The organism is Methylotenera sp. G11 (genome assembly GCF_000799735.1).
GTDB lineage: Bacteria > Pseudomonadota > Gammaproteobacteria > Burkholderiales > Methylophilaceae > Methylotenera.
In genome coordinates this window covers 1,062,740-1,088,427 of sequence record NZ_JUHH01000001.1, presented here as the reverse complement: position 1 = coordinate 1,088,427, position 25,688 = coordinate 1,062,740, and the positions used below count along the sequence as shown (strand labels likewise).

General features: G+C 52.2%; 21 protein-coding genes. 17 read left to right on the top strand and 4 right to left on the bottom strand.

What is annotated here, in order from left to right; all coding sequences use genetic code 11:
• The first annotated feature begins 107 nt into the window (after window positions 1-107).
• On the top strand, window positions 108-2,009 hold the full coding sequence (gene htpG, locus GQ51_RS04970) for a molecular chaperone HtpG (protein ID WP_047550551.1): 1,902 nt from the start codon (window positions 108-110) through the stop codon (window positions 2,007-2,009).
• Window positions 2,010-2,137: 128 nt separating this feature from the next.
• Here htpG and GQ51_RS04965 read toward each other — a convergent pair whose 3' ends face one another.
• Window positions 2,138-2,587, bottom strand: coding sequence for a hypothetical protein (locus GQ51_RS04965; RefSeq protein WP_152604114.1), 450 nt, complete (start codon window positions 2,585-2,587; stop codon window positions 2,138-2,140).
• A 432-nt stretch (window positions 2,588-3,019) separates the two neighbouring features.
• Entirely contained in the window at window positions 3,020-3,688 is a 669-nt protein-coding gene (locus GQ51_RS04960; protein WP_152604113.1) for a hypothetical protein, read from the bottom strand.
• A 231-nt stretch (window positions 3,689-3,919) separates the two neighbouring features.
• On the opposite strand from GQ51_RS04960, the gene GQ51_RS04955 reads away from it, so the two are divergent.
• The 9 genes from GQ51_RS04955 to GQ51_RS04915 all read left to right on the top strand — a co-directional run bounded on the left by GQ51_RS04955 (window position 3,920) and on the right by GQ51_RS04915 (window position 16,416).
• A complete protein-coding gene (locus GQ51_RS04955; protein WP_047550541.1) occupies window positions 3,920-6,421 on the top strand; it encodes a glycogen/starch/alpha-glucan phosphorylase in 2,502 nt (833 codons plus the stop codon).
• Window positions 6,422-6,590: 169 nt separating this feature from the next.
• Window positions 6,591-7,277 (top strand): DUF4197 domain-containing protein, encoded by a 687-nt coding sequence (locus GQ51_RS04950; RefSeq protein WP_047550538.1) that lies wholly within the window; start codon window positions 6,591-6,593, stop codon window positions 7,275-7,277.
• 179 nt (window positions 7,278-7,456) lie between these two features.
• Window positions 7,457-11,380 carry a phosphoribosylformylglycinamidine synthase gene (gene purL, locus GQ51_RS04945; RefSeq protein WP_047550535.1) on the top strand — a complete coding sequence of 1,308 codons (3,924 nt, stop codon included), beginning with the start codon at window positions 7,457-7,459 and terminating at the stop codon, window positions 11,378-11,380.
• Window positions 11,381-11,428: 48 nt separating this feature from the next.
• Complete coding sequence (locus GQ51_RS04940; protein ID WP_047550532.1) at window positions 11,429-11,920, top strand: ankyrin repeat domain-containing protein; 492 nt, start codon at window positions 11,429-11,431, stop codon at window positions 11,918-11,920.
• 97 nt (window positions 11,921-12,017) lie between these two features.
• Entirely contained in the window at window positions 12,018-12,404 is a 387-nt protein-coding gene (locus GQ51_RS04935) for a c-type cytochrome (protein ID WP_047550529.1), read from the top strand.
• Entirely contained in the window at window positions 12,394-13,671 is a 1,278-nt protein-coding gene (locus GQ51_RS04930; protein WP_047550526.1) for an NAD(P)/FAD-dependent oxidoreductase, read from the top strand. The genes GQ51_RS04935 and GQ51_RS04930 overlap by 11 nt, the downstream gene beginning before the upstream one ends.
• A 17-nt stretch (window positions 13,672-13,688) precedes the next feature.
• Complete coding sequence (locus GQ51_RS04925) at window positions 13,689-14,918, top strand: PQQ-dependent sugar dehydrogenase (protein WP_047553912.1); 1,230 nt, start codon at window positions 13,689-13,691, stop codon at window positions 14,916-14,918.
• Window positions 14,919-14,928: 10 nt separating this feature from the next.
• Complete coding sequence (locus GQ51_RS04920; protein WP_047550523.1) at window positions 14,929-15,528, top strand: hypothetical protein; 600 nt, start codon at window positions 14,929-14,931, stop codon at window positions 15,526-15,528.
• Between the two features lie 9 nt (window positions 15,529-15,537).
• Entirely contained in the window at window positions 15,538-16,416 is an 879-nt protein-coding gene (locus GQ51_RS04915) for an SMP-30/gluconolactonase/LRE family protein (protein ID WP_052177705.1), read from the top strand.
• 146 nt (window positions 16,417-16,562) lie between these two features.
• Here GQ51_RS04915 and GQ51_RS04910 read toward each other — a convergent pair whose 3' ends face one another.
• A complete protein-coding gene (locus GQ51_RS04910) occupies window positions 16,563-16,826 on the bottom strand; it encodes a hypothetical protein (protein WP_047550520.1) in 264 nt (87 codons plus the stop codon).
• A 119-nt stretch (window positions 16,827-16,945) separates the two neighbouring features.
• On the opposite strand from GQ51_RS04910, the gene GQ51_RS04905 reads away from it, so the two are divergent.
• From GQ51_RS04905 to GQ51_RS04895, 3 genes are read left to right on the top strand one after another with little or no spacing between them, the layout of a single operon-like run.
• On the top strand, window positions 16,946-17,626 hold the full coding sequence (locus tag GQ51_RS04905) for a response regulator (protein ID WP_047550517.1): 681 nt from the start codon (window positions 16,946-16,948) through the stop codon (window positions 17,624-17,626).
• Window positions 17,604-19,064, top strand: coding sequence for a sensor histidine kinase (locus GQ51_RS04900; protein ID WP_052177704.1), 1,461 nt, complete (start codon window positions 17,604-17,606; stop codon window positions 19,062-19,064). The genes GQ51_RS04905 and GQ51_RS04900 overlap by 23 nt, the downstream gene beginning before the upstream one ends.
• Window positions 19,051-19,893, top strand: a complete 843-nt coding sequence (locus GQ51_RS04895; protein WP_052177703.1) for a ferritin-like domain-containing protein — start codon at window positions 19,051-19,053, stop codon at window positions 19,891-19,893. The genes GQ51_RS04900 and GQ51_RS04895 overlap by 14 nt, the downstream gene beginning before the upstream one ends.
• Window positions 19,894-19,907: 14 nt before the next feature.
• On the opposite strand, the gene serB is transcribed toward GQ51_RS04895, so the two are convergent.
• Window positions 19,908-20,747 carry a phosphoserine phosphatase SerB gene (gene serB / locus GQ51_RS04890; RefSeq protein WP_047550514.1) on the bottom strand — a complete coding sequence of 280 codons (840 nt, stop codon included), beginning with the start codon at window positions 20,745-20,747 and terminating at the stop codon, window positions 19,908-19,910.
• A 120-nt stretch (window positions 20,748-20,867) separates the two neighbouring features.
• Here serB and sucC point away from each other — a divergent pair, with 120 nt between their 5' ends.
• The 4 genes from sucC (at window position 20,868) to GQ51_RS04870 (ending at window position 25,605) form a co-directional block, all read left to right on the top strand.
• Complete coding sequence (gene sucC, locus GQ51_RS04885; RefSeq protein ID WP_047550512.1) at window positions 20,868-22,046, top strand: ADP-forming succinate--CoA ligase subunit beta; 1,179 nt, start codon at window positions 20,868-20,870, stop codon at window positions 22,044-22,046.
• The gene (sucD, locus tag GQ51_RS04880) at window positions 22,043-22,921 is read left to right on the top strand and encodes a succinate--CoA ligase subunit alpha (RefSeq protein ID WP_047550507.1); all 879 of its coding nucleotides are present in this window, start codon (window positions 22,043-22,045) and stop codon (window positions 22,919-22,921) included. Before sucC ends, sucD begins: the two co-directional genes overlap by 4 nt.
• A 116-nt stretch (window positions 22,922-23,037) precedes the next feature.
• Window positions 23,038-23,958, top strand: coding sequence for an ankyrin repeat domain-containing protein (locus tag GQ51_RS04875; RefSeq protein WP_235276229.1), 921 nt, complete (start codon window positions 23,038-23,040; stop codon window positions 23,956-23,958).
• A gap of 42 nt (window positions 23,959-24,000) precedes the next feature.
• On the top strand, window positions 24,001-25,605 hold the full coding sequence (locus tag GQ51_RS04870; RefSeq protein ID WP_047550501.1) for an NAD+ synthase: 1,605 nt from the start codon (window positions 24,001-24,003) through the stop codon (window positions 25,603-25,605).
• Window positions 25,606-25,688: the final 83 nt, after the last annotated feature.

Sequence of the window (25,688 nt, the reverse complement as noted above, 5' to 3'; positions counted from 1 at the left end):
AAAATTTAGTATTGGTGCCCCATCAGTGCCGCCATGCTTGAAATCATGCAAACCATCCCCACATAGTCAACATTGTTTTACATTTATAACATCGGGAGCTTAATCTTATGTCCACTGAGGCAGCACAAAAAAACAGTCACCAGAAACAATCAATGGCATTCCAGGCCGAGGTTAAACAACTCTTGCAGCTCATGATCCACTCCTTGTACAGCAACAAGGAAATCGTATTGCGTGAACTGATCTCCAATGCGTCTGATGCAGCGGATAAGCTGCGTTTCGAGGCGTTGGCAAATGGCGCGCTGTATGAAAATGACAGCGAGCTGAAGATTCGCATCGCCTTCGACCGCGAGGCACGCACATTAACGATCTCGGATAACGGTATCGGCATGAGCCGCGACGAAGTCATTGCGAATATCGGCACCATTGCCAAATCCGGCACCAAGGAGTTTTTCAACGCACTTACCGGAGATCAGGCAAAAGATGCCAACCTGATCGGCCAGTTTGGCGTCGGCTTCTATTCAGCGTTCATTATTGCGGATAAAGTGACCCTGACTACGCGCCGCGCCGGCGCATCTGAGGCGGTGCGCTGGGAATCGGCCGGTGAAGGCGAGTTTACGCTCGAAGATGCAGATAAAGCCAGCCGCGGTACGGATATTGTGCTGCACCTGCGTGAGGGTGAAGATGAGTTCCTGAGCGACTGGAAACTGAAATCCATCATCCGCAAGTATTCAGACCACATCATACTGCCTATCGTGATGAAAAAAACGGAGTGGAAGGATGGCGCTGAGATCGCGACAGATGAAGATGAAACCGTTAACAAGGCATCGGCTTTGTGGGCGCGCAGCAAGAACGATATTACTGAAGAAGAGTACCAGGAGTTCTACAAGCACGTTTCACATGATTTTGAAAACCCGCTGGCTTATACCCACAGCCGCGTAGAGGGCAAGCAGGAATATATCTCATTATTGTATATTCCGGGCAAGGCGCCGTTTGACCTGTATGACCGCGAGCGCAGCCACGGCATCAAGCTTTATGTCAAACGGGTATTCATCATGGAAGATGCTGAAAAGCTCATGCCGCAATACCTGCGATTTGTACGCGGCGTGATTGACACATCTGACCTGCCGCTCAATGTGTCACGCGAGATCCTCCAGTCCAGCCGCGATGTGGAAGCGATTAAGGCCGGCTCGGTGAAAAAGCTGCTTGCCCTGCTTGAAGACATGGCAGAAAACAAACCTGAAGATTACGCCAGATTCTATAAGGAGTTTGGCCGCGTGCTGAAAGAAGGTCCCGGTGAAGACTTTGCCAATAAAGACAGGATCGCCGGCCTGCTGCGCTTTGCTTCCACCAAGGCCGATAGCGATGTGCAGGATGTTTCGCTGAAAGACTACATCTCGCGCATGCAGCCGGAGCAGGATGCAATTTACTACATCACTGCCGACAGTTTTTCTGCCGCGCAGCATAGCCCGCACCTTGAGATTTTCCGCAAAAAAGGCATTGAAGTGTTGCTCATGAGTGACCGTGTGGACGAATGGCTGCTCGGCAGCCTGACGGAGTTTGAAGGCAAGAAACTGCAATCTATTGCCAAGGGCGACCTGGATTTAGGCAAGCTGGAGTCCGATACTGAAAAAGAGATCCAGAAAAAGATTGAAGAAGAAGCCAGGACCCTGGTTGAGAAAATCAAGCAGACGCTGGGTGAGCAGGTCAAGGATGTGCGTGTGACGCATCGGCTGACGGATTCACCGGCCTGCCTGGTGAGCGACGAGAATGACCTGTCAGGGAATCTTGCGCGTATCCTGAAATCAGCCGGGCAGAAAGCGCCGGAAGCGAAACCGATCCTGGAGATCAACCCGGCACACAAGCTGGTTAAGCGCATTGAGGCAGAAAGTGCAGAGGATGTGTTTGCAAACTTGGCGCATGTGCTGTTTGACCAGGCCTTGCTTGCGGAAGGCGGCACGCTGGAGGATCCGGCCAGCTTTGTAAAACGCATGAATAGTTTAATTAGTTGAGGCTGAAGGCTTATTTTTAATTAAAAACCGCGCTTTTAAGTGCGGTTTTTTTTATTAATAATTAATAAGAAAATTGTTTAATTGACGATTGTGCGAATAAACGTAAGCTTTTGAATTGGTTCTCGCAGTTATCGACTTGGGCCTAACTTCATGACGTCATGCTGTTTGTTATTATCAAAGCCTTCATTTCGCGGCAGCTTTAATTCTAGTCTGGTATCGGGGGTTGAAAGCGTGAGGCTTTCTATAACTGGTATGCTTCTATTGCGATATGAACTAACGTTATAACCTTGTTCTGCCTCCTTAAGAGAAATTCCATCCGTGCGCACTTTTTCTAAGGATTGGATAAAGATATTAAGTGCCTTGGATGAATTTTTATCAAATGCTTCTGGATTTTCTTTTTTAAACAGCGTAACGATTTCAAGAGCAGCGTTTAATTGCTGTTCTGTAGCGGTTGATTTGTTTAACATATCAGGTAGTGGGCTACCTGTCGGAGGGGCTAACTCTGTGATTAATTTTTTTATTATTTCAGGTCTTTCTCGATGCAGGATTCCTCCATTAATTGTGATAGTTTCAGCCATTATTCCCTCCATTAATTATGTTGATTGCTAATTTAAACTTAAACCCAGAGATTAATCTAAAAGTGGTAAAAAATCCCATTTAAATATATATAAGTTTGGCTTTCTGTCAAGGGTTTTTATTGATAGAGGTTGGTAAGGCCCATCTTGTTTATTAACTATCTCAATGCGGGCTTAAGTTTTTACTCAAAGTGTTTAAGTGATTTTCGACTCGAGGATTGTCTTCGATGAAAACGTAAGCTGAAACAAAATCCAAGACAACTATTCGTAAAACAGCCAAGGCCAACCTGGGTTTAAACTGCCTGCCATTCAACAGGTGATGCAGTAGCATTTGTTGTTTTCTACCTTTGAAACTAGCAGTGCAGCCACGCCCGGAGATTGATCCGTTGAATTTACGCCCAAAGCAGAGCCGCCCGATATTCCGGGCGGCTTTTTTTATGCTTCCGGTATTGCGCCGGACATCTGTTGCTGCAGCGTCCTTACGCCGCCCAAATCCAGTTCTTGCAGAACGCGCTCCGGAATTTCCGGGTGGTTTTTCACCCACTGACCAAGCCGGAAGTTGCCCAGGTCAGCTGATAAGCCCATGGTTAAGTTTTGTTCCAGCTTGCTTTCAACGATGGCTGCCGCATAATCGCGTGCAGCTTCTTCGCCCATCTGTTTTTTATCTACATAGGGCTGCACTCTTTCTATCGCTTGTGTGTAGTCGTGCACAAGCGTGATGCTGTTGATCACAGGTGCTGCCACACTTAGCTTGCTGATCGTTCCTGACAGTAATCTTTGCCGATGCGGTTCCAGTGTTTGCGTCACGGCCTTGATGCTGGTGCTATCGTGGCCTGCCTGAGCCATGATATCTTCAGCTGACAAGCCGCCATGGCCTCTGTTGATGGATTGTGTGTTTTGCGTGGTGTATTCTCGAGCCAGATTGCTGCGGAAGCCGGCATCTGTGAGCTCCCTGTCCAGTGCGTATAGCACCATGTCGCTGGATATGGCCCCCTTTTTTATATACAGCGTCAGGTCTTCCAGTGCTTTTAAGATGGTGCTGGTTTTTGATGGGTTGCCAGCTGCATTCGTTGTTGTGGTGTTGGTATTGCTATTATCCGTCATGGTCATGCTCCCTTGGTGCTGTTGTTTTTGAGAATTGGACCCAATCAATTATACAGGCAAGCGATTATTTTAAAAGGGATTTATTCCCTTTTTTTGATGTGGCTTTATCTCGTTGAATGCGGCCGGGCGGACATCCGGCGGAAGCAAGTCGCCCTGGTTGCAGAAAGGCTTCTGGAACTGGCCTAACTTTTGCTAGAATATTCAATATATTCAACATCAAAGACTGCCAATATGAAAACGCCAAACGAAAGCCCAAAGACCCCCAAGCGTAACCCCAAAAACAAAGTCACGGCCAATATCAAGCTGCCTCCGGTCAAGCAGGGTTTGCAGCAGCATCTGATATTCTCTACATTCAAGACCAGCGATGCCGCAACGCCGCGCGACTGGTACGAGGCTGCAAGTTATACCGTGCGTGACCATGTGGTCGAACGCTGGGTCAAAACGGCGGAGTCCTACTATAAGGATGACCCCAAGCGTGTTTATTACCTATCGTTAGAGTTCCTGATCGGGCGCATGCTGAGCAATACTGCACTAAATCTGGGCTTGAATGATGAGTTGAAGGAAGGTTTGGCCGCTTTAGGCCGTGACCTGGAAGCTACCGTGGAGATTGAGAATGATGCGGCGCTCGGTAACGGCGGCCTGGGCAGGCTTGCTGCGTGTTTTCTCGATTCAATGGCGACCATGGATATTCCTGCAGCGGGTTATGGTATCCGTTATGAATATGGCATGTTCAGGCAAAGTATCGAGAATGGTCAGCAGGTTGAGAATCCTGATAACTGGCTGCGTTACGGCAATATCTGGGAGTTCCAGCGCCCTGAGGCGCATTACAACATCAGGTTCTATGGCCATGTGGTGACGTATCCGGAAGATGGCTGCCAGGCTCAGCGCTGGGTGGATGCCGAGCATGTCGTCGCGATGGCATATGATGTTCCGGTGCCCGGCTACGGCACCGAGACGGTGAATAATTTAAGGCTATGGGCGGCTAAGGCCGCGCGTGAATTTGATTTACGCCATTTTAACGATGGTAATTACGAGCGCGCTGTTCAGGAGCGAAATGCGACGGAAAGCATTTCCAAGATCCTTTACCCGAACGACGTCTGTGAGCTGGGCAAGGAACTGCGCCTGAAGCAGCAGTATTTCTTTGTTTCGGCTTCTATCCAGGATATCCTGCGCCGCTTCCTGACCTCGCGTGAAATCAAATGCCAGGAAGACTGGAAAATCCTGCCGGAAAAAATCGCCATTCAGCTCAACGATACCCATCCCTCGATCGGTGTTGCGGAAATGATGTACCAGTTGGTGGATGAGCATCACCTGCCTTGGGATTTTGCCTGGGGCCTGGTCGGCAAGATATTCGCTTACACCAACCATACACTGATGCCGGAAGCGCTCGAAACCTGGTCTGTTGACCTGTTCGGCCGCCTGTTGCCGCGCCATCTCGAAATCATCTATAAGATCAATCACGAATTCCTGCATATGGTGAATCACCATTTCCCGGGTGACGTGGAGCTGCTGAAACGGGTGTCCATTATCGACGAGACGCATGGCCGCCGCGTACGTATGGCGCACCTTGCCGTGGTGGGCAGCCATACGGTCAATGGCGTGGCTGCATTGCACAGCGAGCTGCTGAAAAGCACTTTGTTCGCCGATTTTGACAGGATCTATCCGGGCAAGATGACGAATGTGACCAATGGCATCACGCCGCGGCGCTGGCTGAACCAGGCGAACCCTGGTTTGACCGGCCTGATCGAAAAAGCGATAGGTCCGGACTTTAAAAAAGACTTGAGCCATATTAAAAAGATCACGCCGCTGGCTGATGATGCAGACTTCAGAAAAGCGTTTGCACAGGTAAAGCAGGCTAACAAGATGCGGCTGGCAGAGAAAATCCAGAAGGTGACAGGGGTTGTGCTGAATCCCGACAGCCTGTTTGATGTGCAGATCAAGCGTATTCATGAATACAAGCGGCAACTGTTGAATGTGCTGCATGTGGTTACCTTGTATAACCGCATCCGCAGCGGCGAGCAGGGAATGACGCCTCGCACCGTCATTTTTGGGGGTAAGGCCGCGCCAGGTTATGCGATGGCCAAGCAGATCATCCGCCTGATCAACGATGTCGCTGCGATCGTGAATGAAGACGTGGTGGTGGGCGACCGCCTGAAAGTGGTCTTCTATCCGAACTATGAGGTTTCCGCCGCAGAAATCCTGTTCCCCGGCAGTGACCTGTCCGAGCAGATTTCAACCGCCGGCACCGAGGCCAGCGGCACCGGTAACATGAAAATGGCTTTGAATGGGGCATTGACGATTGGTACCCTGGATGGGGCAAACGTTGAGATCAAAGAGGAAGTCGGCGATGAGAATATCTTTATTTTCGGCCTGACCACGCCGCAGGTGGCGGAGCTGAAAGCAAATGGCTATAACCCGCGTGATTACTACAATGGTAATGCCGAGTTGAAGCAGGTGCTGGATATGATTGCCAGCGGATACTTCTCGGTAGAGGAGCCCGGCCGTTACCAGAATATCGTGGATAACCTGCTGAATAATGACCAGTATCTGCTGCTGGCAGATTACGCAAGCTATATCAAGACGCAGGATGAGGTCGGTAAGCTGTATCGGGACCGTGATGCGTGGATACGCATGGCAGTGTTGAACGTAGCGAATATGTCCAAGTTTTCAAGTGACCGTGCGATTGGCGACTATGCTAAAAATATCTGGCATGTAAGTCCCGGTAACAGTTAGTGCATGTTCAGGCCGGGTGTGGTGAAGCAAAGCCCGGCCGCACAGGCTTCGTCCGCAGGTTTGTTGTACTGCTCGCTTGGCGTAAATATCTGCTGCTGGTGTTGCATTAACCATGATTTGCGCTAAGCTATTGTTATTTACAGATCCTCGAAAATAACCGGAGAAAGTCATGCGACGTTTATTATCTGCAGTTTTAATTTTTGCATTATTTGCCGGGCACGCCAGCGCGCAGGGAGTTGCTGACCTGACCAATGCTGAAGCCAGCAGCGGCCTTAAAACCGCGTTGATCCAGGGGGCAGGCAAAGCTGTCAGCGAGCTGAGCAAGACGGATGGTTTCCTGGGCAATAAAGAAGTTAAGATCCCGCTGCCGGATGCGCTGAAAAAAACCGAGAAAGCAATGCGCATGCTGGGGATGGGCGCACAGGCAGACGAGCTGGTGCTTAAAATGAACCGCGCGGCAGAAGCTGCAGTGCCGGAAGCCAAAGCCTTGCTGGTGGATTCTGCAAAGAAAATGACCGTCACCGATGCAAAAAACATCCTGACCGGTGGCGATGATGCCGCAACGCAGTATTTTAAAAAAACCACCTCGAAGCAGATGGCGGAGAAGTTTCTGCCTATCGTGAAAAAAGCGACCGAGAATGTACAGCTTGCGCAGCAGTACAATAAATATGCCGAAATGGGCAGCCAGTTCGGCGTGGTGAAAAAAGAGCAGGTAAACCTTGAGCAGTACGTCACGCAGAAAACGCTGGATGGCGTTTACCTGATGATGGCAAAAGAGGAAGCCGCCATTCGCAAAGACCCGATCGGGCAGAGCAGCGCTTTGCTCAAAAAGGTGTTTGGCGCGCTGAGCAATTAGTGCATGGCGATGCCGTTTTCGCGACGCTGCCATTATGCACAGGCATTAAAACACCAGTTTCTGTGAATTCCGTAAATGGCGATATAAACCCGATTTATGTCGCCGTTTAAGCGGCGGAATCGCCGCTAATCTGTTAAAATTCTGCTTTATTCAAATCATTGATATTTAGCCGAGTTTTAATGAGCCAATCCAATCCTACCCCCCAAATGATCAGCCTGCGCGGCAGTGCTGCCTTGTCACCGTTCCGTATTGAGAAAATCCAGAAAAAGCTGGATGAAATTTGCCCGAATATCGGCCATGTATATGCTGAGTTCTGGCACTTTGCCTGGGTGGAAAGTGCGCTTTCCGCCGGGCAGGAAAATACGCTCAATCAGATCCTGACGTACGGGCCAAGCATGCAGGTTGAGGATGCTCAGGGCGAGCTGATTCTGGTGCTGCCGCGCGTGGGTACGATTTCACCTTGGGCATCGCGTGCAACCGATATTGTGAACCATTGCGGTTTGCCGGAAATCCAGCGCGTGGAGCGCGGCATTGCCTATTACATTAAAACTAAAAACGGCCAGCCCTTGAGTGCGGCGGAACGCCAGCAGCTGTTGCCGCTGATACACGACCGCATGACGGAATCTGTATTTCCGGCGCTGGCGGATGCGGCGAAGCTCTACCATACCGATACGCCTAAACCACTGTGTACCGTAGATGTCCTGCAAGGCGGAAAAGCCGCATTAAATCAGGCCAATAGCGATATGGGGCTGGCGCTGTCACCGGATGAAGTGGATTACCTGTTTGACAATTTCACCAGAATGCAGCGCAACCCGACTGATGTTGAATTGATGATGTTTGCGCAGGCCAACTCCGAGCACTGCCGCCACAAAATCTTCAACGCGGATTGGGTGATTGACGGCCAGCAGCAGGAAATGTCGCTGTTCGGCATGATACGCAATACGCACAAGCTGAACCCGGGCAAGACCGTGGTGGCTTATTCTGACAACGCATCTATCGTGGCCGGCCAGAAAGACGGCGAGCCGACTAAACGTTTCTATCCTACTAAGGACGGCGCGTACAGCGTCGTTGAAGAAGACATGCACTACCTGATGAAGGTGGAAACGCATAACCATCCGACCGCAATCTCGCCATTTGCGGGTGCGGCAACCGGCGCAGGCGGTGAAATCCGTGACGAAGGCGCCACCGGCAGCGGTTCAAAACCTAAAGCAGGCCTGACCGGCTTTTCAGTGTCGAACCTGAATATTCCAGATTTTACCCAGCCTTGGGAATCCGCGGCTTACGGCAAACCTGGCCGCATTGCTTCACCATTGCAGATCATGATTGACGGCCCTTTGGGCGGTGCGGCTTACAACAATGAATTTGGCCGCCCGAACATTACCGGTTATTTCCGCACGCTGGAAATAGCTGCGCCTGGCGCTGATGGCCAAACCGAAGTGCGCGGTTACCACAAGCCCATCATGCTGGCTGGCGGTATCGGCAGCATTTCTGCAAAACACTCCAAAAAGAACCCGATACCCCCCGGTGCTGCGCTGATTCAGCTGGGCGGCCCAGCAATGCTGATCGGTTTGGGCGGCGGTGCTGCTTCCAGCATGGATACCGGCAGCAACGTCGAGAACCTGGACTTCGACTCCGTGCAGCGCGGCAACCCTGAACTGGAGCGCCGTGCGCAGGAAGTGATTGACCGCTGCTGGCAACTGGGTGATGCCAACCCGATCTTGAGCATCCATGACGTGGGCGCGGGAGGTATCTCCAATGCCTTCCCGGAGCTGGTGAATGACGCAGGCGTAGGCGCATTGTTCCAGCTGCGTGACGTGCACAACGAAGAGCCAGGCATGTCACCGCGTGAGCTGTGGAGCAACGAAGCGCAGGAGCGCTACGTGATGGCGATCGCCAAAGAGGACCTGCCGCGTTTCAAGGAAATCTGCGAGCGCGAGCGTTGCCCGTTTGCCGTGGTGGGTTATGCGACAGAACAGCGTCACCTGACTGTGGCTGACAGCCATTTTGACAACAAACCGGTGGATATGGATTTATCCGTATTGCTGGGCAAGCCGCCAAAAATGACGCGCGATGTGAAAAGCGCGACAAAGCAGTTAAAAGCCTTTGATACCGGCAGCATTGATTTGAAAGAAGCTGCGGCGCGCGTGCTGCGCTTGCCGGGCGTGGCTGACAAGACTTTCCTGATTACCATCGGCGACCGCTCCGTGACAGGTTTGGTGGCACGTGAACAGATGGTAGGGCCATGGCAGGTGCCGGTGGCTGACGTTGGCGTGACCGTAGCCGGTTATGAAACCTACCGTGGCGAGGCTTTCGCCATCGGTGAAAAGGCGCCGCTGGCGTTGATTAACGCGCCGGCTTCCGGCCGCATGGCGATTGGTGAATCCATCACCAATATCGCTGCCAGCCTGATTGATGACATCAGCGAGCTGAAACTGTCTGCCAACTGGATGGCGCCGGCAGGGCATGCCGGTGAAGATGCCGCGCTGTTTGCAACCGTAAAAGCGGTAGGCATGGAACTGTGCCCGCAACTGGGCGTGAGCATTCCGGTGGGTAAAGACTCTATGAGCATGAAAACGGTGTGGAACGATAACGGCGAGAATAAAGCCGTGACCTCGCCGATTTCACTGGTGGTGACTGCGTTTGCCGCCACACCGGATGCGCGAAAAACCTTGACGCCGCAACTGCAAACCGATGTTGCGTCTAAATTGGTTCTGATTGATTTGGGTGCAGGTAAAAACCGCATGGGCGGCTCCAGCCTGGCGCAGGTGTATGGCGAAGTAGGCGATACCGCGCCGGATGTGGATGATGCGAACCAGCTCAAGCATTTCTTCAACACGATTCAGCAGCTGAACAAAGCCGGCAAGCTCTTGGCTTACCATGACCGTTCAGACGGCGGCTTGTTTACTACACTGGTTGAGATGGCGTTTGCCGGTCACTGCGGCATCGATGCCGATGTGTCAGCACTGCCGGGCGATGTGGTGAGCGCGCTTTACAATGAAGAACTGGGTGCCGTGATTCAGGTGGCTGCACAGGATGCAGTAGCGATTGCTGCCCAGTTTAACGGCCTTGCACACGTTATTGGTGACGTAGTTAACGATAATCAGATAACGATCAAACAGAACGGCAAAGTCGTGTTCAGCGATACCCGCGTAACTTTACATAGAATTTGGTCTGAAACTACTTACCGGATGCAGAAGCTGCGTGATAATCCGTTGAGCGCTCAGCAGGAGTATGACCGCCTGCTGAATGAGGCCGACCGTGGCTTGTTTTCCGAGCCAGCCTTCAATCCTGCCGAGAACATCGCAGCGCCTTACATTGCCACCGGCGCACGTCCGAAAATGGCGATCCTGCGTGAGCAGGGCGTAAACGGCCATGTGGAAATGGCAGTATCATTCGACCGTGCCGGTTTTGCCGCTTATGACGTGCACATGAGCGACATCATCTCCGGTCGTGTGTCATTGAAAGACTTCGCAGGTTTTGTCGCCTGCGGCGGTTTCTCTTACGGCGACGTGCTGGGCGCGGGTGAAGGCTGGGCAAAATCCATCCTGTTCAATTCACGTGCGCGTGATGAGTTCTCTGCGTTCTTCCACCGCGATGATAGTTTTGCGCTTGGCGTATGTAACGGCTGCCAGATGATGAGTAACCTGCGTGAATTGATTCCGGGCGCTGCACATTGGCCGCATTTTGTGCGCAACAAGTCCGAGCAGTTTGAAGCGCGCCTGAGCATGGTGGAGATTCTGGAGTCGCCGTCACTGTTCTTTAACGGCATGGCCGGCAGCAAACTGCCGATTGCGGTTGCACATGGCGAAGGCTTTGCGGAATTTTCTCAGGCGGGCGCTGTCAATGAGTTGCTGGCACAAAAGCTGGTGACGATGCGCTTTGTAGACCATGCATCAGCCGCTACCGAGGTTTATCCGTTTAATCCAAACGGTTCGCCGCAAGGGGTGACCGGTTTAACAAGCACGGATGGGCGTTTTAGTATTATGATGCCACATCCAGAACGCGTGATCCGCAACGTGCAGAACACATGGCAGCGTTGCGGCGATGCGGAAGATAGTGCATGGTTGCGTATGTTCCAGAATGCAAGACGCTATATAGCGTAATATAAAAACAGAAGTAAAAATTTAATAAATGACTTTGGAGATGGGTACATGAATTTTTTAAGAGTTGTATTAGCAGCATTAGTGTTAAGTTTTTCATTCAATGCCATGGCAGCCAAAGCCCTGACGGATGAAGAATCCGTTGATTTTGCGCAGGCGATCGGTGAGGGTAATCTCAAGGTTGTAAAAAAATATGTTGAAGCCGGTGTGGATCTTAATGTGAGCTATTTTGCATGGCCGCCGCTGTTGATGGCCGCATCCAAGAACCAGTTCGAACTAGTGAAATACTTCGTTGAGCATGGCGCTGATATTGATTACGCCCATCCCGTCAACAAACTGACTGCTTTCCACCATGCTGCTTACAATAACAATGAGGAAATGGTGAAATACCTTGCAGCTAAAGGCGCAGATGTGAATAAAAAAATGCGTGGCGATGTCAGCCTGATCCGCGCCATGACAGATCTGGGTAATGAAAAAATGGTCACACTGCTTAAATCATTAGGTGTTAACGATGACGGCTGTATGGAAGAGAAGTGTCTGTAACTGTAAATTGTTCTTGAACTGTAGTTTTTTCTAATCATATCGGATTCGTCCAGCACGTTCGGGTATGGGCCGATAGCAATATTTTAAGGAATATTGTTTGAAAAAAACGATCGCATCAGCAGCAATCATCGGGCTTTTCAGCCCGATGATTGCAAATGCGGCAGATATTGCATCGGCATCCGATGTACATATTCGCAGCCTGGCAGCCTCCTGCGCTGCCTGCCATGGCACACAAGGTAATGCGGTATCCGGCAATAACGGTGCGGATTCCATTCCTGCGCTTGCCGGAGTTCAAAAAGCTGACATCATCGCCCAATTAACGGCATTCAAATCAGGTGAGCGTCCTGCCACCGTCATGCAGCGTCATGCCAAAGGCCTGACTTCAGACGAAATCACAGCCTTGGCTGAATATTTCTCCAGGTTGGCGCCAAAAACGCCGGTCACTTTAAAATCACAGAAATTGCAGGCAGACCATGCAAACTGATCGCCGCGACTTTATCAAGCTGGCCGGATTGCTGACCATGGCGGGTTTGTCTGCGCATGGCCTGACGGCATTTGCCAGGGCAAGCAGGCCGCCGGTTGGTCGCGTGGTGGTGATTGGCGGTGGTTATGCCGGTGCCGCAGCTGCAAAATATCTGCGCATGTGGAGTCTGGGCGCCATTGAAGTGATCGTGGTTGAACCTAACCGGCAGTTTGTTTCCTGCCCTTTAAGCAACCTGGTGCTGGGTGGCAGTCAATCCATAGATGACTTGACCTTTGACTACCGGCTGCTCAAAGCCAATCATGGCATCCAGTGGGTACAGGATCAGGTGACAGCCATTGACACAGATGCGAGAAAAGTCAGCCTGGCGCGGGGCGAATTAAGCTATGACAGGTTAATCATCGCGCCGGGAGTGGATTTTATTTACGATGGCCTGCCAACCCTGCAAAGCGCTGAGGCACAAAAACAGGTGCCCCACGCATGGAAAGCCGGCTGGCAAACCGTTAATTTACGCAAACAGCTGGAAGCGATGCCAGATGGGGGCGTGTTCGTCATGAATGTGCCGGCCGCGCCTTACCGCTGTCCGCCGGGGCCTTATGAGCGGGCTGCGCAGGTGGCGTTCTACTTCAAAAACCACAAGCCGAAATCTAAAGTGGTTGTGCTGGATGCGAATGCAGAGATCATTTCTAAAAAAGGCCTGTTTACCAAAGTATTTAATGAAATGTACGCTGGCTTGGTGGATTACCGGCCGAATAACGCATTGGTTGCCGTCGATGTAGCCAGCAGAACCGTTAACACAGAATTTGAAACCGTACGCGCCGATGTGCTGAATGTGATTCCACCGCAGCGTGCCGGCAAGCCTGCGCAAATGGCACGGCTTAACAATGTAGACAAGCGCTGGTGTGAGGTTGATTTCCTGACTTATGAATCCAGGCTTGCTGCCAATGTGCATGTCATCGGTGATGCAGTCTCCGCGGCGTTGCCCAAGTCCGCGCACATGGCAAGCAATCAGGCGAAAATCTGCGCCAATGCCATCGTGCAGTTGATGGCAGGTGCAGAGCCTGACCCGGCGCCAGTATTTGCAAATACCTGCTATAGCTATGTGTCTGATAAATCGGCAATGCATGTCGCGAATGTATATCGCTATGACGCTGCGAAAAAGATCATGGTTTCTGCAGAGGGTGGCGGTGTTTCGGCTGCCCCCAGCGAGCAGGAGGGCACGTATGCAGGCGCATGGGCACACAATATCTGGTCAGACATCCTGACCTGATGATCGGGATTGGTATCATGTACATCAATTTACGTTCCAGTGTTCTATTTGCCTTTGTTTTTGGTGCCTGCCTGGCCACAATGGGGAAGCCTGCGGATGCAGATGAGGCCGTGATCAGGCTGCCTGCCGGTTTCAAGCTGACGCAATTTGCCTCCGGTTCCAGTAAGCAGGGCAAGCTGTTAAGCAGTGCCAGGTTCATGGCATTTGATGCGGACGGCAACCTGTTCGTGTCTTCATCGGCAGGCGGCAGAGTGCTGATGCTGCCGGATGCGAACAAGGACGGCATCGCGGATGAAGTGGTGACGGTAGCGCAAGGGCTGAATTTTCCGCAGGGTCTGGCTTTTGTCGGCGACGCCCTGCTGATCGCCAATCAGGATGGCGTAGTGAAAATCAGGCGGGTCAATGGCCGCTGGTCTGCGGCAGAGCCGTTGATCTCGAACCTGCCCACGGGCGGGCACCGGCTTAAAACGATCAAGCTTGGTCCAGACGGTTATTTATATATCAATGTAGGTTCAAGCTGTAATGTGTGCCTGGAGAGTAATCCCTCGCGAGCCACGATACTGCGCTACACCATAGATGGCAAGCCTGCGGGAGCGTTAACTGCGCTAGGCAGGCATGAACCGTCTGCGATATGGGCCAGGGGCTTGCGCAATTCCCAGGGCTTTGCCTGGCATCCGGTAACCGGTGACATGTATGCTACCAACAACGGGGCAGATAACCGTGCAGATAGCGTAGGCGGTAAGGTCAATGATGAGATTCCACCTGAGCACCTGAATAAAATCGAGGCCGGTAAGCATTACGGTTGGCCGCATTGCTGGGGCGACCCCGGCAGTAAGGCGATGATAGAAGACCCGAATTTCAAGGCCGAACCGGAGTTCTGCAAGGCCGCGCAGGCTCCCGCCATTACATTCATATCGCATACCACGCCGATAGGCATCACTTTCCTGGACAGGACAAACTGGCCTGCGGAGTATAAATCGGATGCGATAGTTGCCTTGCATGGCTCATGGAACCGGAAACAACCGGCAGGCTATCAACTGGTGCGCGTGAAATTCAGGGATAATAAACCTGTCAAAGTAGAAGATTTCGCAACGGGCTGGCTGGTCAATAATGCTGACAGCGGCTGGCTCAAAAGGAATCAGGTTTTCGGGCGGCCGGTAGATGTGGCGGTAGGGCCTGATGGCGCCCTTTATGTATCAGATGATGATTCAGGCGCGATATATCGTATTAGTTATCAAGGTAAATAGAGAAAATAAAATGAAAAAACATATAAGTAAATGGTGGGTGGTTTCAGGTCTGATGCTGAGTTTCGGCGCATGGGCGGAAAGTACTGCAAACGCTGCGCCCGGCCCCGACATGCTGGTTTATATCCAGCCTGTGGAGTTCACCAACCCGATCAAGCTCTGGCACCCCTATACTGATTACTGGTTTTACCAGGGGCCGCCGGTAGAAGCCATTGCCGTTGATAAACTAGGCAAGGCATACGGCAAAGTGGAAGTCTGTGACGCCAACCAGTCGGGGCGTGCGCTGGTATGGCTGCAGCCAAAAATGTTCTACAACCCGCAGGTGCAGCAATTCTACGGCAAAGTGACAGCCGAGGTTTATACCGGGATCGGTAAGCACATCGGCACCTACGTGGGTGAGGCCAATGTGCGCGGCACGCTGGGTTTGCAGGCTGAAACCCGTATCAAACAGTCCTATGCATTGGCGATAGACCATGTGGTAAGCAAAATGAAAGCAGACAATGCATTGCAGGCACAGTTCGGCGCTGCCGCAAACCAGGCCGCAGAGACAACGCCATGCAGCATGGTGACATTGCTGCCGACAAATGCATTGCGCCGCGCTTTACCGTTTTAAGGGGAAATCATGTTGAAAAATCATTACAAGTATGCAGCATTGCTGGCATCCGCTGCCATGGTAATCGGTTGCCATGGCACGGTAAAAACGGCGCTTAACCATCCGCAGAAAATCACCGGCCTGAAAACACCGGAATCAGTGGTGCAGGCCAGGGACGGTCGCATTTATATTTCCGAAATCAATGAGTTCGGTAAAGATGGCGACGGGCAGATTACGGTACTTGACCGCAACGGCAAAACAGCGGTTTTTGCTACCGGCCTGGATGACCCGAAAGGGCTGGCGATCATCGGTCAGTACTTGTATGCAGCCGATAAGAATAAAATCATCAGGATTGGCCCCGACGGTAAAACCAGTGTGTTTGTTGCCAGCACTGCCTTCCCGAGTCCGCCTATATTCCTGAATGACCTGGAAGCCGACCCGCAGGGCAACCTTTACGTAAGCGACAGCGGTGACGTATTGGGCAAAGGCGGTGGCGGTGCCATTTACAGGATTGACGCCAAAGGCCAGGTGACGCTGCTGATCAATGATAAGCAGGATGCCCGTATCGCAGGCCCGAATGGACTGCTGGCGGATGATACCGGTAACTTCCTGCTGGAGGTGGATTTTGCATCCGGTATTTTATATAGCCTGAACACACAAACCGGACAGCTTACAGACATTGCTGAAGGCTTTGGCGGCGGTGACGGTCTGGTGCATCACTCTAACGGTACCATGTATGTGAGTGACTGGAAGAATGGCAAGGTATTCAGCGTGAACACCAAAGGCGATGTGGCTGTGGTCAGGTCGGGTTATCAGGCTGCAGCTGATATCGCCATCACCAAGGACGAGGCGTATCTGCTTGTACCGGACATGAAAGCGGGCGAGCTGGACTTCATTCCTTTAAAATAGCAGGGTCGGATAGCTGGCATTGGTCAGCTGACATTGATCAGCATGCATTGATCAGCCGGCATTCAACTGCCACCCAATTAAAAAGCCGCGAATTTACGCGGCTTTTTTTGCTTACTCGTTAAGCTGCAAGCTGAATAATCTCTGGATTATTTAGCTGGTGTAGCTGGTACAGCAGGAGTTGCTGGCGTAGCGGGTGTGGCTGGCGTAGCCTTTTTCTCTTCTGCTTTTGCTGCTTTTTTGTGTTTGGCTTTTTTTGCCGGTGCCGCCGTGTGTTTCACTTCTTCTTTTGCAGGTGCTGCTGCAGTTGCCGCGGCCGCTGTTAAGTCGGTTTTGGCAGCAGGCGCTTCAGCAAATGCATTGACGGACACGGCAAATAAGCCTACTAATAATGCTGATAAGATTTTGTTCATGTTAACTCCTTAAAGGTTAAAATCGGTTCTTTGTCAGGATAAATGAATGACACGTTCAAGTTGCAACTCACCTTCCATGAATGCAACAATACGCTTCGAACCTTACACGAGCCTTACATATGCGTTTACTGGTAGTTGAAGACGATAAAATTTTAGCGGAGGGCTTGGTAGATGCGCTCACGCAGGCGGGGTACGCAGTTGACCATGCCGCGAATGGCGAAATTGCCAATGCATTCCTGCAGCAGACTGCCTATGACCTGATCCTGCTGGACCTTGGTTTGCCCAGGGTTGATGGATTCGAAGTGCTTAAGCGCCTGCGTAGCCGCGGCGATCATGCTGCAGTGATGATACTGACGGCACAGGATGCGATAGAAAGCCGCGTCAAGGGTCTGGATCTGGGCGCTGATGATTACCTGATAAAGCCGGTCAACCTGAGCGAGCTCGAAGCGCGCGTACGTGCCTTGATACGGCGCGGAAAAATGGGTTCCAACGCTTCTCTGGTGTGCGGTGATCTGGTATTTGATGCTGCCGATAAGCGCGCAATCTGCGGAGGCCAGGACCTGCTCCTGTCAACGCGCGAGCTGGCTTTGCTGGAAATATTGATGCATAAGCAGAACAAGGTGGTGAGCAAGGAGCAGGTTCTGGAGTCTCTCTGTAACTGGGATGATGAGCTCGGTGATAATGCGGTTGAGGTATACATTCATCGCCTCAGGAAAAAAATCGCTTCTGCAAATGTGCAGATCAGGACAATACGGGGTTTGGGCTACCTGCTTGAAAATGCAAAAAAATCCTCTCAATAACCAAACCGCGCGCCATTATTCGCTCAGCGGCCAGTTGCTGCTGTGGCTGATGATATGCCTTTTTATCATCCTGAGTATCAGTGCTGTCGTTTCTTACTCGCGTGCTTACCGCTCGGCCAATGTGGCATATGACCGCGCTTTGCTGCGTGAAGTGCTCGCGCTGGCCGAGCAGGTGGATGTGGTGAATAACCAGGTGATGATAGATTTGCCCGAGATCGCCAGGAATCTGCTGGAGTATGACAAGGATGACTTCATCAATTACCGTATTTCGGCACCCGATGGCAGCCTGGTCGTCGGTGAGCCTGCCATCAAGCCCCCCAGGAAGGCGCTTGCAAGCGGTAGCCATATTTATTATGACGATATGCTGGATAACGAAAAGGTCAGGGTGGTCGCGTATGCCCTGCCGATTATTAATTCCGAATTGAAAGGCAACCTGTTGATCCAGGTCACCGAGACCCGTACCAAGCGGGAGAAAATGGCGCTTGAGATTATCGAGGAAATGCTGATACCGCAGATTCTCATTATGCTGGTGACGGCCATGGTCATTTTCCTGAGCATCAAGCGCAGCCTGTTTCCGCTCAATCAGTTAAGGGATTCTTTCGCCAGGCGTTCTCATGAGGACCTGAGCCCGGTGGTGGCTGATAACGCGCCGCAGGAAATCATGCCGCTATTGAATGAAATGAATGACTTGATGTTAAGGGTCAAGGTTGGGGTCGATTTCCAGAAAGCTTTTGTTGCGGATGCTTCGCATCAGCTCAGAACGCCGATTGCCGCTTTGCAGAACCAGGTGGAACTGGCCTTGCGTGAACCGGTTTCGGCGCAAGTGCAGCATGCGCTGGAGAACATCGCCGTCAGCAGCCGGCACCTGTCGCGCCTGGTGCAGCAGCTGCTGACCCTGGCCAGGATCGAACCGGGCACGGAAAGCCAGTTCGAATTCAAAGAGGTGAACCTGACGCAGCTGGTGCAGGGGGTGACCGCCGAGTGGGTGCCGCGTGCGCTCAGTAAAAATATCGACCTGGGTTTTGAGAGCAGCGAGAGCCAGGATCTGATCATTTCCGGCAACGCCTTCATGTTGAGGGAAATGCTCTCCAACCTGATTGATAACGCGATCTGTTATACGCCCATGGGCGGCGAAGTGACTGTGGCTTTATCGCGGCAGGGTGACAATGCAGTGCTGCAGGTGATTGACAACGGCATTGGCATTGTGCCTGCAAAAAGGACGCTGGTTTTTAACCGGTTCTACCGGGTTGAGGCCAATGCAGGCGATGGCTGCGGGCTCGGTCTTGCGATTGTCAGGGAGATCGTGCTTGCCCATCACGCCACTATCAGCATACAGGATGGCCTGCCTCACAGGCATGCAGGCGGCACGAATGTGTATGGAACCAACATCACGGTACAATTCAAAACAGTAGATTCCAAACCTTATGACAAACAGTAATCACAAACAGCCGTGCCAGGCGGACGGCTGCACGCTGGAAGCCGTGGATATGCGTCATGCAGCCATGAACTGGCTGGTCAGCACAAACCCGTCCCGCAAAGCGGAAGGCGTTAAGAGCCTGAATGCGGCATGGCTGTCAGGGCAGCTTGCACTTGATACTGCCGCCACGCTGCCGGAGCCTGCCGCTATTCCGGGCCGCCCTGAGCAGCCGCTGCTTGTTTCACCGCTAGAAGTCGGCAAGCGCTCCATGCGCACGCCGGAGGGGAGAGCTGCACTGGTTCATGCACTCGCGCATATTGAATTCAACGCCATCAACCTGGCGCTGGATGCAATCTGGCGTTTTGCCGGCATGCCGGTTCAATACTATGCAGACTGGCTTAAAGTGGCGGCAGAAGAGGCCTATCATTTTGAATTGCTGAATGGATATTTGCTGAATGCCGGTTACCGGTATGGGGATTTCAGCGCGCATAACAGCCTGTGGGAAATGGCCGAGCGTACCCGGGACGATGTGCTGGCAAGAATCGCGCTGGTGCCAAGAACCATGGAGGCGCGCGGACTGGATGCCAGCCCGCCGTTACGCAATAAGTTTCTGCAGATTGGCGATGCGGACGCCGCCGGCATCCTGGACATTATCCTGCGCGATGAAATCGGCCATGTCGCTATCGGCAACCACTGGTTTAATTGGCTGTGCTCACAGCGCGGGCTGGAACCGATCGCTGCCTACCGGGCGTTAGCCACCCAGTATCGTGCGCCTGCGATGCGTAAACCGCTCAATATGGAGGCAAGGCGCAAGGCCGGTTTTACTGAAGAAGAGCTGGCCCTGCTGTAAAGGTGCCGAATGCCTCAGCTGGAGAACAGGTTAATCACGCCGTCCAGGCCGTTGTGGTTCAGTGCATAAGTCGCCTGTGCCTGCACCACTGGCTTGGCATGGTAAGCAACGCCTGCCCCGGCGGCAGACATCATCTTGAGGTCGTTCGCACCATCGCCGATGGCGATGGTCTGGGCAGCAGTCAGGCCTAAGCGGTCACGCAGCTTACACAGTTCATCGGCTTTCCTTTGTGCATCCACAATGTCTCCCAGCACTTTTCCGGTGAGTTTGCCGTCAATGATCTCCAGCGTGTTGGAAACCGCATAGTCCAGTCCCAGCATGGTTTTGACGCGCTCGGCAAAGAATGTGAATCCGCCCGAAACCAGCAGGGTCGTGATGTTGTTCTGTTTGCAGCATGCTATCCATTCTTTTGCGCCCGGATTGAGTTTCAGCCGTTCGTTCAGCACGCGCATCAGGTCAGATTCCGTCAGGCCTTCAAGCAAAGCGACGCGTTCACGCAGGCTTTGTGCAAAATCCAGCTCGCCCTGCATGGCGCGCTCGGTGATTGCCGCCACTTGCGGCTTGATTCCAACCATATCCGCGATTTCATCAATGCACTCGATGCTGATCAAGGTGGAATCCATATCCATCACGCACAAACCGAAATTTGGCAGCAGGTGACTGTCTTGCACATAAGCGCAGTCAATCTGCTGCTCGGCACAGAATTGCTGTACATCAGGATTGATTACCGGCTGGTTTGCCAGATAGTAGCCATGCTGTGCAATCTGCACGAACTGCACGCTGGTAGCACAAAGCTGATGAATATGGGCTAAATGTGAAACGGTAACGGCACTGCCTTGAACAACTAAACGCATGATGGTGAGGGTTTTTTTATATTAAAGTCTTATTATACCTTGAGCTTAAACATTACTTTACTGGCGCAATTGCCTGAATTGCGAGAAAATGTGAATAATCATTAATCAGAGCTATTTTTTATGAATCTGCACGAGTATCAAGCCAAAGCACTATTACAGAAATACGGAATACCCGTTCCGCGTGGGCAGGTGGTGGCCGCTGCGAACGAGGTGGTTGCGGCAGCCAGTGAAATCAACAGCAATGCCTGGGTCGTCAAGGCACAGGTGCATGCCGGCGGCCGCGGCAAGGCCGGCGGCGTCAAGGTCGTCAAATCGCCGGTTGAGGCGCAGAACGTTGCAACCGAGCTGTTAGGCAAAACACTCGTGACTTACCAGAACGCGCCGGATGGCCAGCCTGTGAACCAGGTGCTGATCGAAGAAACCCTGCCTATTGCACGTGAACTTTACCTGTCCATGCTGGTAGACAGAACCCTTGAGCGCGTTGTTGTGGTGGCTTCTGTTGCCGGCGGTATGGATATTGAAGAAATTGCACATACCAGCCCGGAAAAAATCCTGCAGGAAGTGTGTGACCCGTTGAACGGCCTGGTGGATTTTCAGGCACGTAACCTGGCGTTTAAGCTGGATCTCAGCGGTGACCAGATCGGCAGTTTCACCAAGCTGCTTAAAGGCCTGTATCGCCTGTTCAAGGAAAACGACCTGGCGCTGCTGGAAATCAACCCGCTGGTGGTGACCGCAGAGGGCAAGCTGTTTGCATTGGACTGCAAGATGAGCGTTGACGATAATGCGCTTTATCGCCAGAAAGTCCTTGCGGAACAGCGCGACTGGAGCCAGGAAGACAGCAAAGAGGCAACAGCGCACCATGCCGGCCTGAATTACATCGCACTGAACGGCAATATCGGCTGTATGGTGAATGGTGCAGGCCTTGCGATGGCAACCATGGATTTAATCAAACTGCATGGTGGCATGCCGGCTAACTTCCTGGATGTGGGCGGTGGGGCTACTGCTGAAACAGTGGCGAAGGCGTTCAAGATCATTCTGGCAGACAGCAACGTTAAGGCTATTTTAGTCAATATTTTCGGCGGCATCATGCGCTGCGACATTATTGCGGAGGGTATTATCACCGCGGTGAAAGAAGTCGGGATGCAGATTCCGGTGATTGTGCGTTTAGAAGGTACTAATGTGGATTTAGGTAAAAAAATGCTGCGTGAAAGCGGTTTAAATATTATTTCGGCTGAAGGCTTGACGGATGCTGCGTTGCAGGCGGTGAAGTCTGTAAACGGTCAGGCGGTGACAGCATGAGTATTTTAGTCAATAAAAACACTAAAGTTTTATGCCAGGGCTTTACCGGTAAGCAAGGCACTTTCCATTCCGAACAGGCGCTGGCCTATGGTACCAAAATGGTCGGCGGCGTCACGCCGGGCAAGGGCGGCCAGCTGCATCTTGGCCTGCCGGTTTTTAATACCATGCGCGATGCGGTCAGCACTACCGGCGCTAATGCCAGTGTGATTTATGTGCCGCCAGCCTTCGCGGCGGATTCAATTCTTGAGGCGAGTGATGCCGGTATCGAGCTGATTATCTGTATTACGGAAGGCATTCCGGTGCTGGATATGCTGAACGTCAAAGCTGCATTAAGGGCGAACGGCACCAGGTTGATCGGCCCTAACTGCCCGGGCGTGATTACGCCGGATGAATGCAAGATCGGCATTATGCCGGGCAGCATCCATCAGCGTGGTAAAGTCGGTGTGGTGTCACGTTCCGGTACCCTGACCTATGAAGCTGTGCATCAAACCACAGCCCTGAACCTGGGTCAAAGCACTTGTGTAGGTATAGGCGGCGACCCGATCAAAGGGCTGAATTTCATTGAATGCCTGCAGATGTTCGAGGCAGACCCTGAAACGGAAGCGATTATCATGGTGGGCGAGATCGGTGGTTCCGATGAAGAAGCCGCGGCTGAATTCATCAAGAGCAATGTGACCAAGCCGGTGGCTGCGTACATTGCCGGGCAGACTGCTCCGGCCGGTAAGCGTATGGGGCATGCCGGCGCGATTATTTCCGGCGGCAGCGGCAAAGCCGTCGACAAGATCCGTGCTTTGGAAAATGCAGGGGCAGTGGTTGCGAGTTCACCGGCCGGTCTGGGTGAAGCGGTGCTTGCTGCGATTAATAACAAAAAATGAGATATTTGCACGGATAGGCAGGCGCAGCGTCCGTGTCAGTGTCCCAGTCATGATTAAGGGCTAATTCTTTAGTGAATCGCATGCATATATCAGTTAAAGGTTTCATTGCTGCTTTGATGGCAGGGCTTATTACCGTCACGTCGCCGGTTATCGCAGCCGAAGATATCCCATACCTGCTCACGGCAGCCTCGAAGGGGGACCTGGCTACGGTTAACGCAATGCTTGGCAGTGGCGTCAACCCGAATGTAGTGGATGAAGACGGGCTGACGGCATTGATGTATGCGGCTCGTAAAGATAAAGCGGACGTCGTTTCAGCGCTGATCGCAAAAGGTGCCGACATCAACGCCAGGGACAAGGGGGCATGGACCGCGCTGATGCATGCTGCCAAGAAAAACAACATCGCTACCGCAAAAGTATTGCTGGATAAAGGTGCTGATTTTAAAGTGCGGGACGGTGCCGGCTGGAGCGCATTCGGCCTGGCTGCAATGTCAGGCTATTCATCCATGGTTGAGCTGTTTATTCAGCATGGGGTCGATGCCAATATCAAAAGTGATGACGGTAAAACCGTGTTGATGCATGCTGCCAAGAGCGGCGACCTTGCTACGGTGGGGGTGTTGATTGACCATCAAGCTGATCTGGCTGCCCGGGATCAGCTGGGCGTGACGGCTCTGATGATCGCGGCTCGCGGAGGGCACGCACCGGTGGTAGATGCGTTGATCAAGCGCGGCGCAAAAGTTGACCAGAAAGACCTGTCCAAGTGGACAGCCCTGAGCTGGGCTGTAAAAAAGAACCAGATCGACGTGGCTAAGGTGCTGGTGAACGCCGGCGCGAATGTTAACAACCTGGATTCAGAAGGTACGCCGCTGCTGCATATGGCTGTAGATAACGGCAATGCAGAGATGGTGAAGCTGCTGCTGGCAAACAATGCAAAGGTCAAAGCTAAAGATCAATATGGCTTGACCGCACTGGTTTATGCACTCAAGGCGCAGGATACTGAAATCGTCAAGTTGATCAAAGATGCAGGCGGCAGCTATTAAAGCCGCATTCAGTTTTTTCATGTCCAGAAAAAATTTCGATTGATGAAAATCGCAATTGCTCAAATCAACTGTGTTGTCGGTGACATCGCCGGCAATGTAGAAAAAATTGCCCGATATGCGGCGCAGGCAAAGTCGCAGGGCGCTACACTGGTGCTGACGCCGGAACTTTCCCTGTGCGGCTATCCGCCTGAGGACCTGCTGTTAAGGACAGACTTTCTGGAAGCGTGTGAGCAGGGGCTGTATGCGCTTGCCGCACGGCTTGCCGGCATGACTGTGATCGTGGGGCATCCCCATCTGGAAGGCGGTGCCTGTTTTAATGCGGCATCCGTGCTGCAGGATGGAAAGATACTGGCGACTTACCACAAACATGTACTGCCGAATTATGCGGTGTTTGATGAAAAACGGTATTTCAATCCCGGTAACGATGCGCTGGTGTTTCAGCATCAGGGCGTTAATATCGGCGTGCTGATCTGTGCAGATGTGTGGGAAGCTGCACCTGCACTGGCCAGTAAAGCGGCTGGCGCAGAGTTGCTGCTTGCGCTGAATGCTTCGCCTTTTCATATGGAAAAACAATTCACGCGCATAGAAAAACTTCGCCAGCGCGTGACAGAGACCCAGCTGCCGATTGTCTATGCCAACCTGGTGGGTGGGCAGGATGAGCTGGTATTTGACGGGGCTTCATTCGTGCTGAATGCACAAGGAGAGATCACGCACGAGCTGCCGGCCTTTGAAACAAGCCTGTGCGTTGTTGATTTTGAACACGCAGCGCCTTTGGCCGGCTCGCTTGCAGCGCCCCTGGCGATAGAGGCTTCTGTTTACGCTGCATTGAAGCTGGGGTTGGCTGATTACGTCAATAAAAACCGGTTCCCGGGCGTGGTGCTGGGCATGTCAGGAGGCGTCGATTCTGCCTTGACACTGGCGATAGCCGTGGATGCACTTGGAGCGGACAAAGTGCATGCAATCATGATGCCTTCTGAATTCACCGCTGATATCAGCGTCAATGACGCACGCGAAATGGCTGATATATTGGGCGTAAAGTATAGTGAAATAGCGATTAAAGGACTATTTGATAAATATCTGGAAGCCTTGTCACCGCAGTTCGGCGATATGCCGTTCGACGCCACTGAAGAAAACCTGCAGGCGCGTATACGCGGCATGCTGTTAATGGCTGTTTCAAACAAGTTCGGCAGTATTGTGGTCACAACAGGCAACAAGAGCGAGACCGCGGTGGGTTACTGTACTTTGTATGGTGATATGGCTGGCGGCTTCGCTTTGCTGAAAGATGTACCCAAGACGCTGGTGTATAGGCTGTGCCATTACCGTAACGGTTTATCCAGGGCGATTCCCGAGCGTATTATTACGCGGCCGCCTTCAGCAGAGCTGCGCGCCAATCAGGTGGATCAGGATAGCCTGCCGCCTTATGACATACTGGACGGTATCATTGAAGCCTATGTTGAATATGACCTTGGCCGTGAAGCCATCATCGCGCAGGGCTATTTGGCTACTGATGTCAACAGGGTGATTACCATGATCGACCGTAATGAATACAAGCGCCGCCAAGCGCCAGTCGGGGTTCGCATTACGCACAGGGGGTTTGGTAAAGACAGGCGGTACCCGATTACGGCCAAACTTTCTGATTTTTGGTAAGCTATAGTAGTAAGTTGTGATAAATGCATCCGCGGTCAATGAAACGATGGGCAGATGTATCGGTATCTGTAAGAAATTTCGCT

What these genes read in the sequence shown, in the direction of transcription:
- htpG (WP_047550551.1), top strand. Translation starts at nt 108, where the DNA reads ATGTCCACTGAGGCAGCACAAAAAAACAGTCACCAGAAACAATCAATG.
- GQ51_RS04965 (WP_152604114.1), bottom strand. Translation starts at nt 2,587, where the DNA reads ATGGCTGAAACTATCACAATTAATGGAGGAATCCTGCATCGAGAAAGA.
- GQ51_RS04960 (WP_152604113.1), bottom strand. Translation starts at nt 3,688, where the DNA reads ATGACGGATAATAGCAATACCAACACCACAACAACGAATGCAGCTGGC.
- GQ51_RS04955 (WP_047550541.1), top strand. Translation starts at nt 3,920, where the DNA reads ATGAAAACGCCAAACGAAAGCCCAAAGACCCCCAAGCGTAACCCCAAA.
- GQ51_RS04950 (WP_047550538.1), top strand. Translation starts at nt 6,591, where the DNA reads ATGCGACGTTTATTATCTGCAGTTTTAATTTTTGCATTATTTGCCGGG.
- purL (WP_047550535.1), top strand. Translation starts at nt 7,457, where the DNA reads ATGAGCCAATCCAATCCTACCCCCCAAATGATCAGCCTGCGCGGCAGT.
- GQ51_RS04940 (WP_047550532.1), top strand. Translation starts at nt 11,429, where the DNA reads ATGAATTTTTTAAGAGTTGTATTAGCAGCATTAGTGTTAAGTTTTTCA.
- GQ51_RS04930 (WP_047550526.1), top strand. Translation starts at nt 12,394, where the DNA reads ATGCAAACTGATCGCCGCGACTTTATCAAGCTGGCCGGATTGCTGACC.
- GQ51_RS04925 (WP_047553912.1), top strand. Translation starts at nt 13,689, where the DNA reads ATGTACATCAATTTACGTTCCAGTGTTCTATTTGCCTTTGTTTTTGGT.
- GQ51_RS04920 (WP_047550523.1), top strand. Translation starts at nt 14,929, where the DNA reads ATGAAAAAACATATAAGTAAATGGTGGGTGGTTTCAGGTCTGATGCTG.
- GQ51_RS04915 (WP_052177705.1), top strand. Translation starts at nt 15,538, where the DNA reads ATGTTGAAAAATCATTACAAGTATGCAGCATTGCTGGCATCCGCTGCC.
- GQ51_RS04910 (WP_047550520.1), bottom strand. Translation starts at nt 16,826, where the DNA reads ATGAACAAAATCTTATCAGCATTATTAGTAGGCTTATTTGCCGTGTCC.
- GQ51_RS04905 (WP_047550517.1), top strand. Translation starts at nt 16,946, where the DNA reads ATGCGTTTACTGGTAGTTGAAGACGATAAAATTTTAGCGGAGGGCTTG.
- GQ51_RS04900 (WP_052177704.1), top strand. Translation starts at nt 17,604, where the DNA reads ATGCAAAAAAATCCTCTCAATAACCAAACCGCGCGCCATTATTCGCTC.
- GQ51_RS04895 (WP_052177703.1), top strand. Translation starts at nt 19,051, where the DNA reads ATGACAAACAGTAATCACAAACAGCCGTGCCAGGCGGACGGCTGCACG.
- serB (WP_047550514.1), bottom strand. Translation starts at nt 20,747, where the DNA reads ATGCGTTTAGTTGTTCAAGGCAGTGCCGTTACCGTTTCACATTTAGCC.
- sucC (WP_047550512.1), top strand. Translation starts at nt 20,868, where the DNA reads ATGAATCTGCACGAGTATCAAGCCAAAGCACTATTACAGAAATACGGA.
- sucD (WP_047550507.1), top strand. Translation starts at nt 22,043, where the DNA reads ATGAGTATTTTAGTCAATAAAAACACTAAAGTTTTATGCCAGGGCTTT.
- GQ51_RS04875 (WP_235276229.1), top strand. Translation starts at nt 23,038, where the DNA reads ATGGCAGGGCTTATTACCGTCACGTCGCCGGTTATCGCAGCCGAAGAT.
- GQ51_RS04870 (WP_047550501.1), top strand. Translation starts at nt 24,001, where the DNA reads ATGAAAATCGCAATTGCTCAAATCAACTGTGTTGTCGGTGACATCGCC.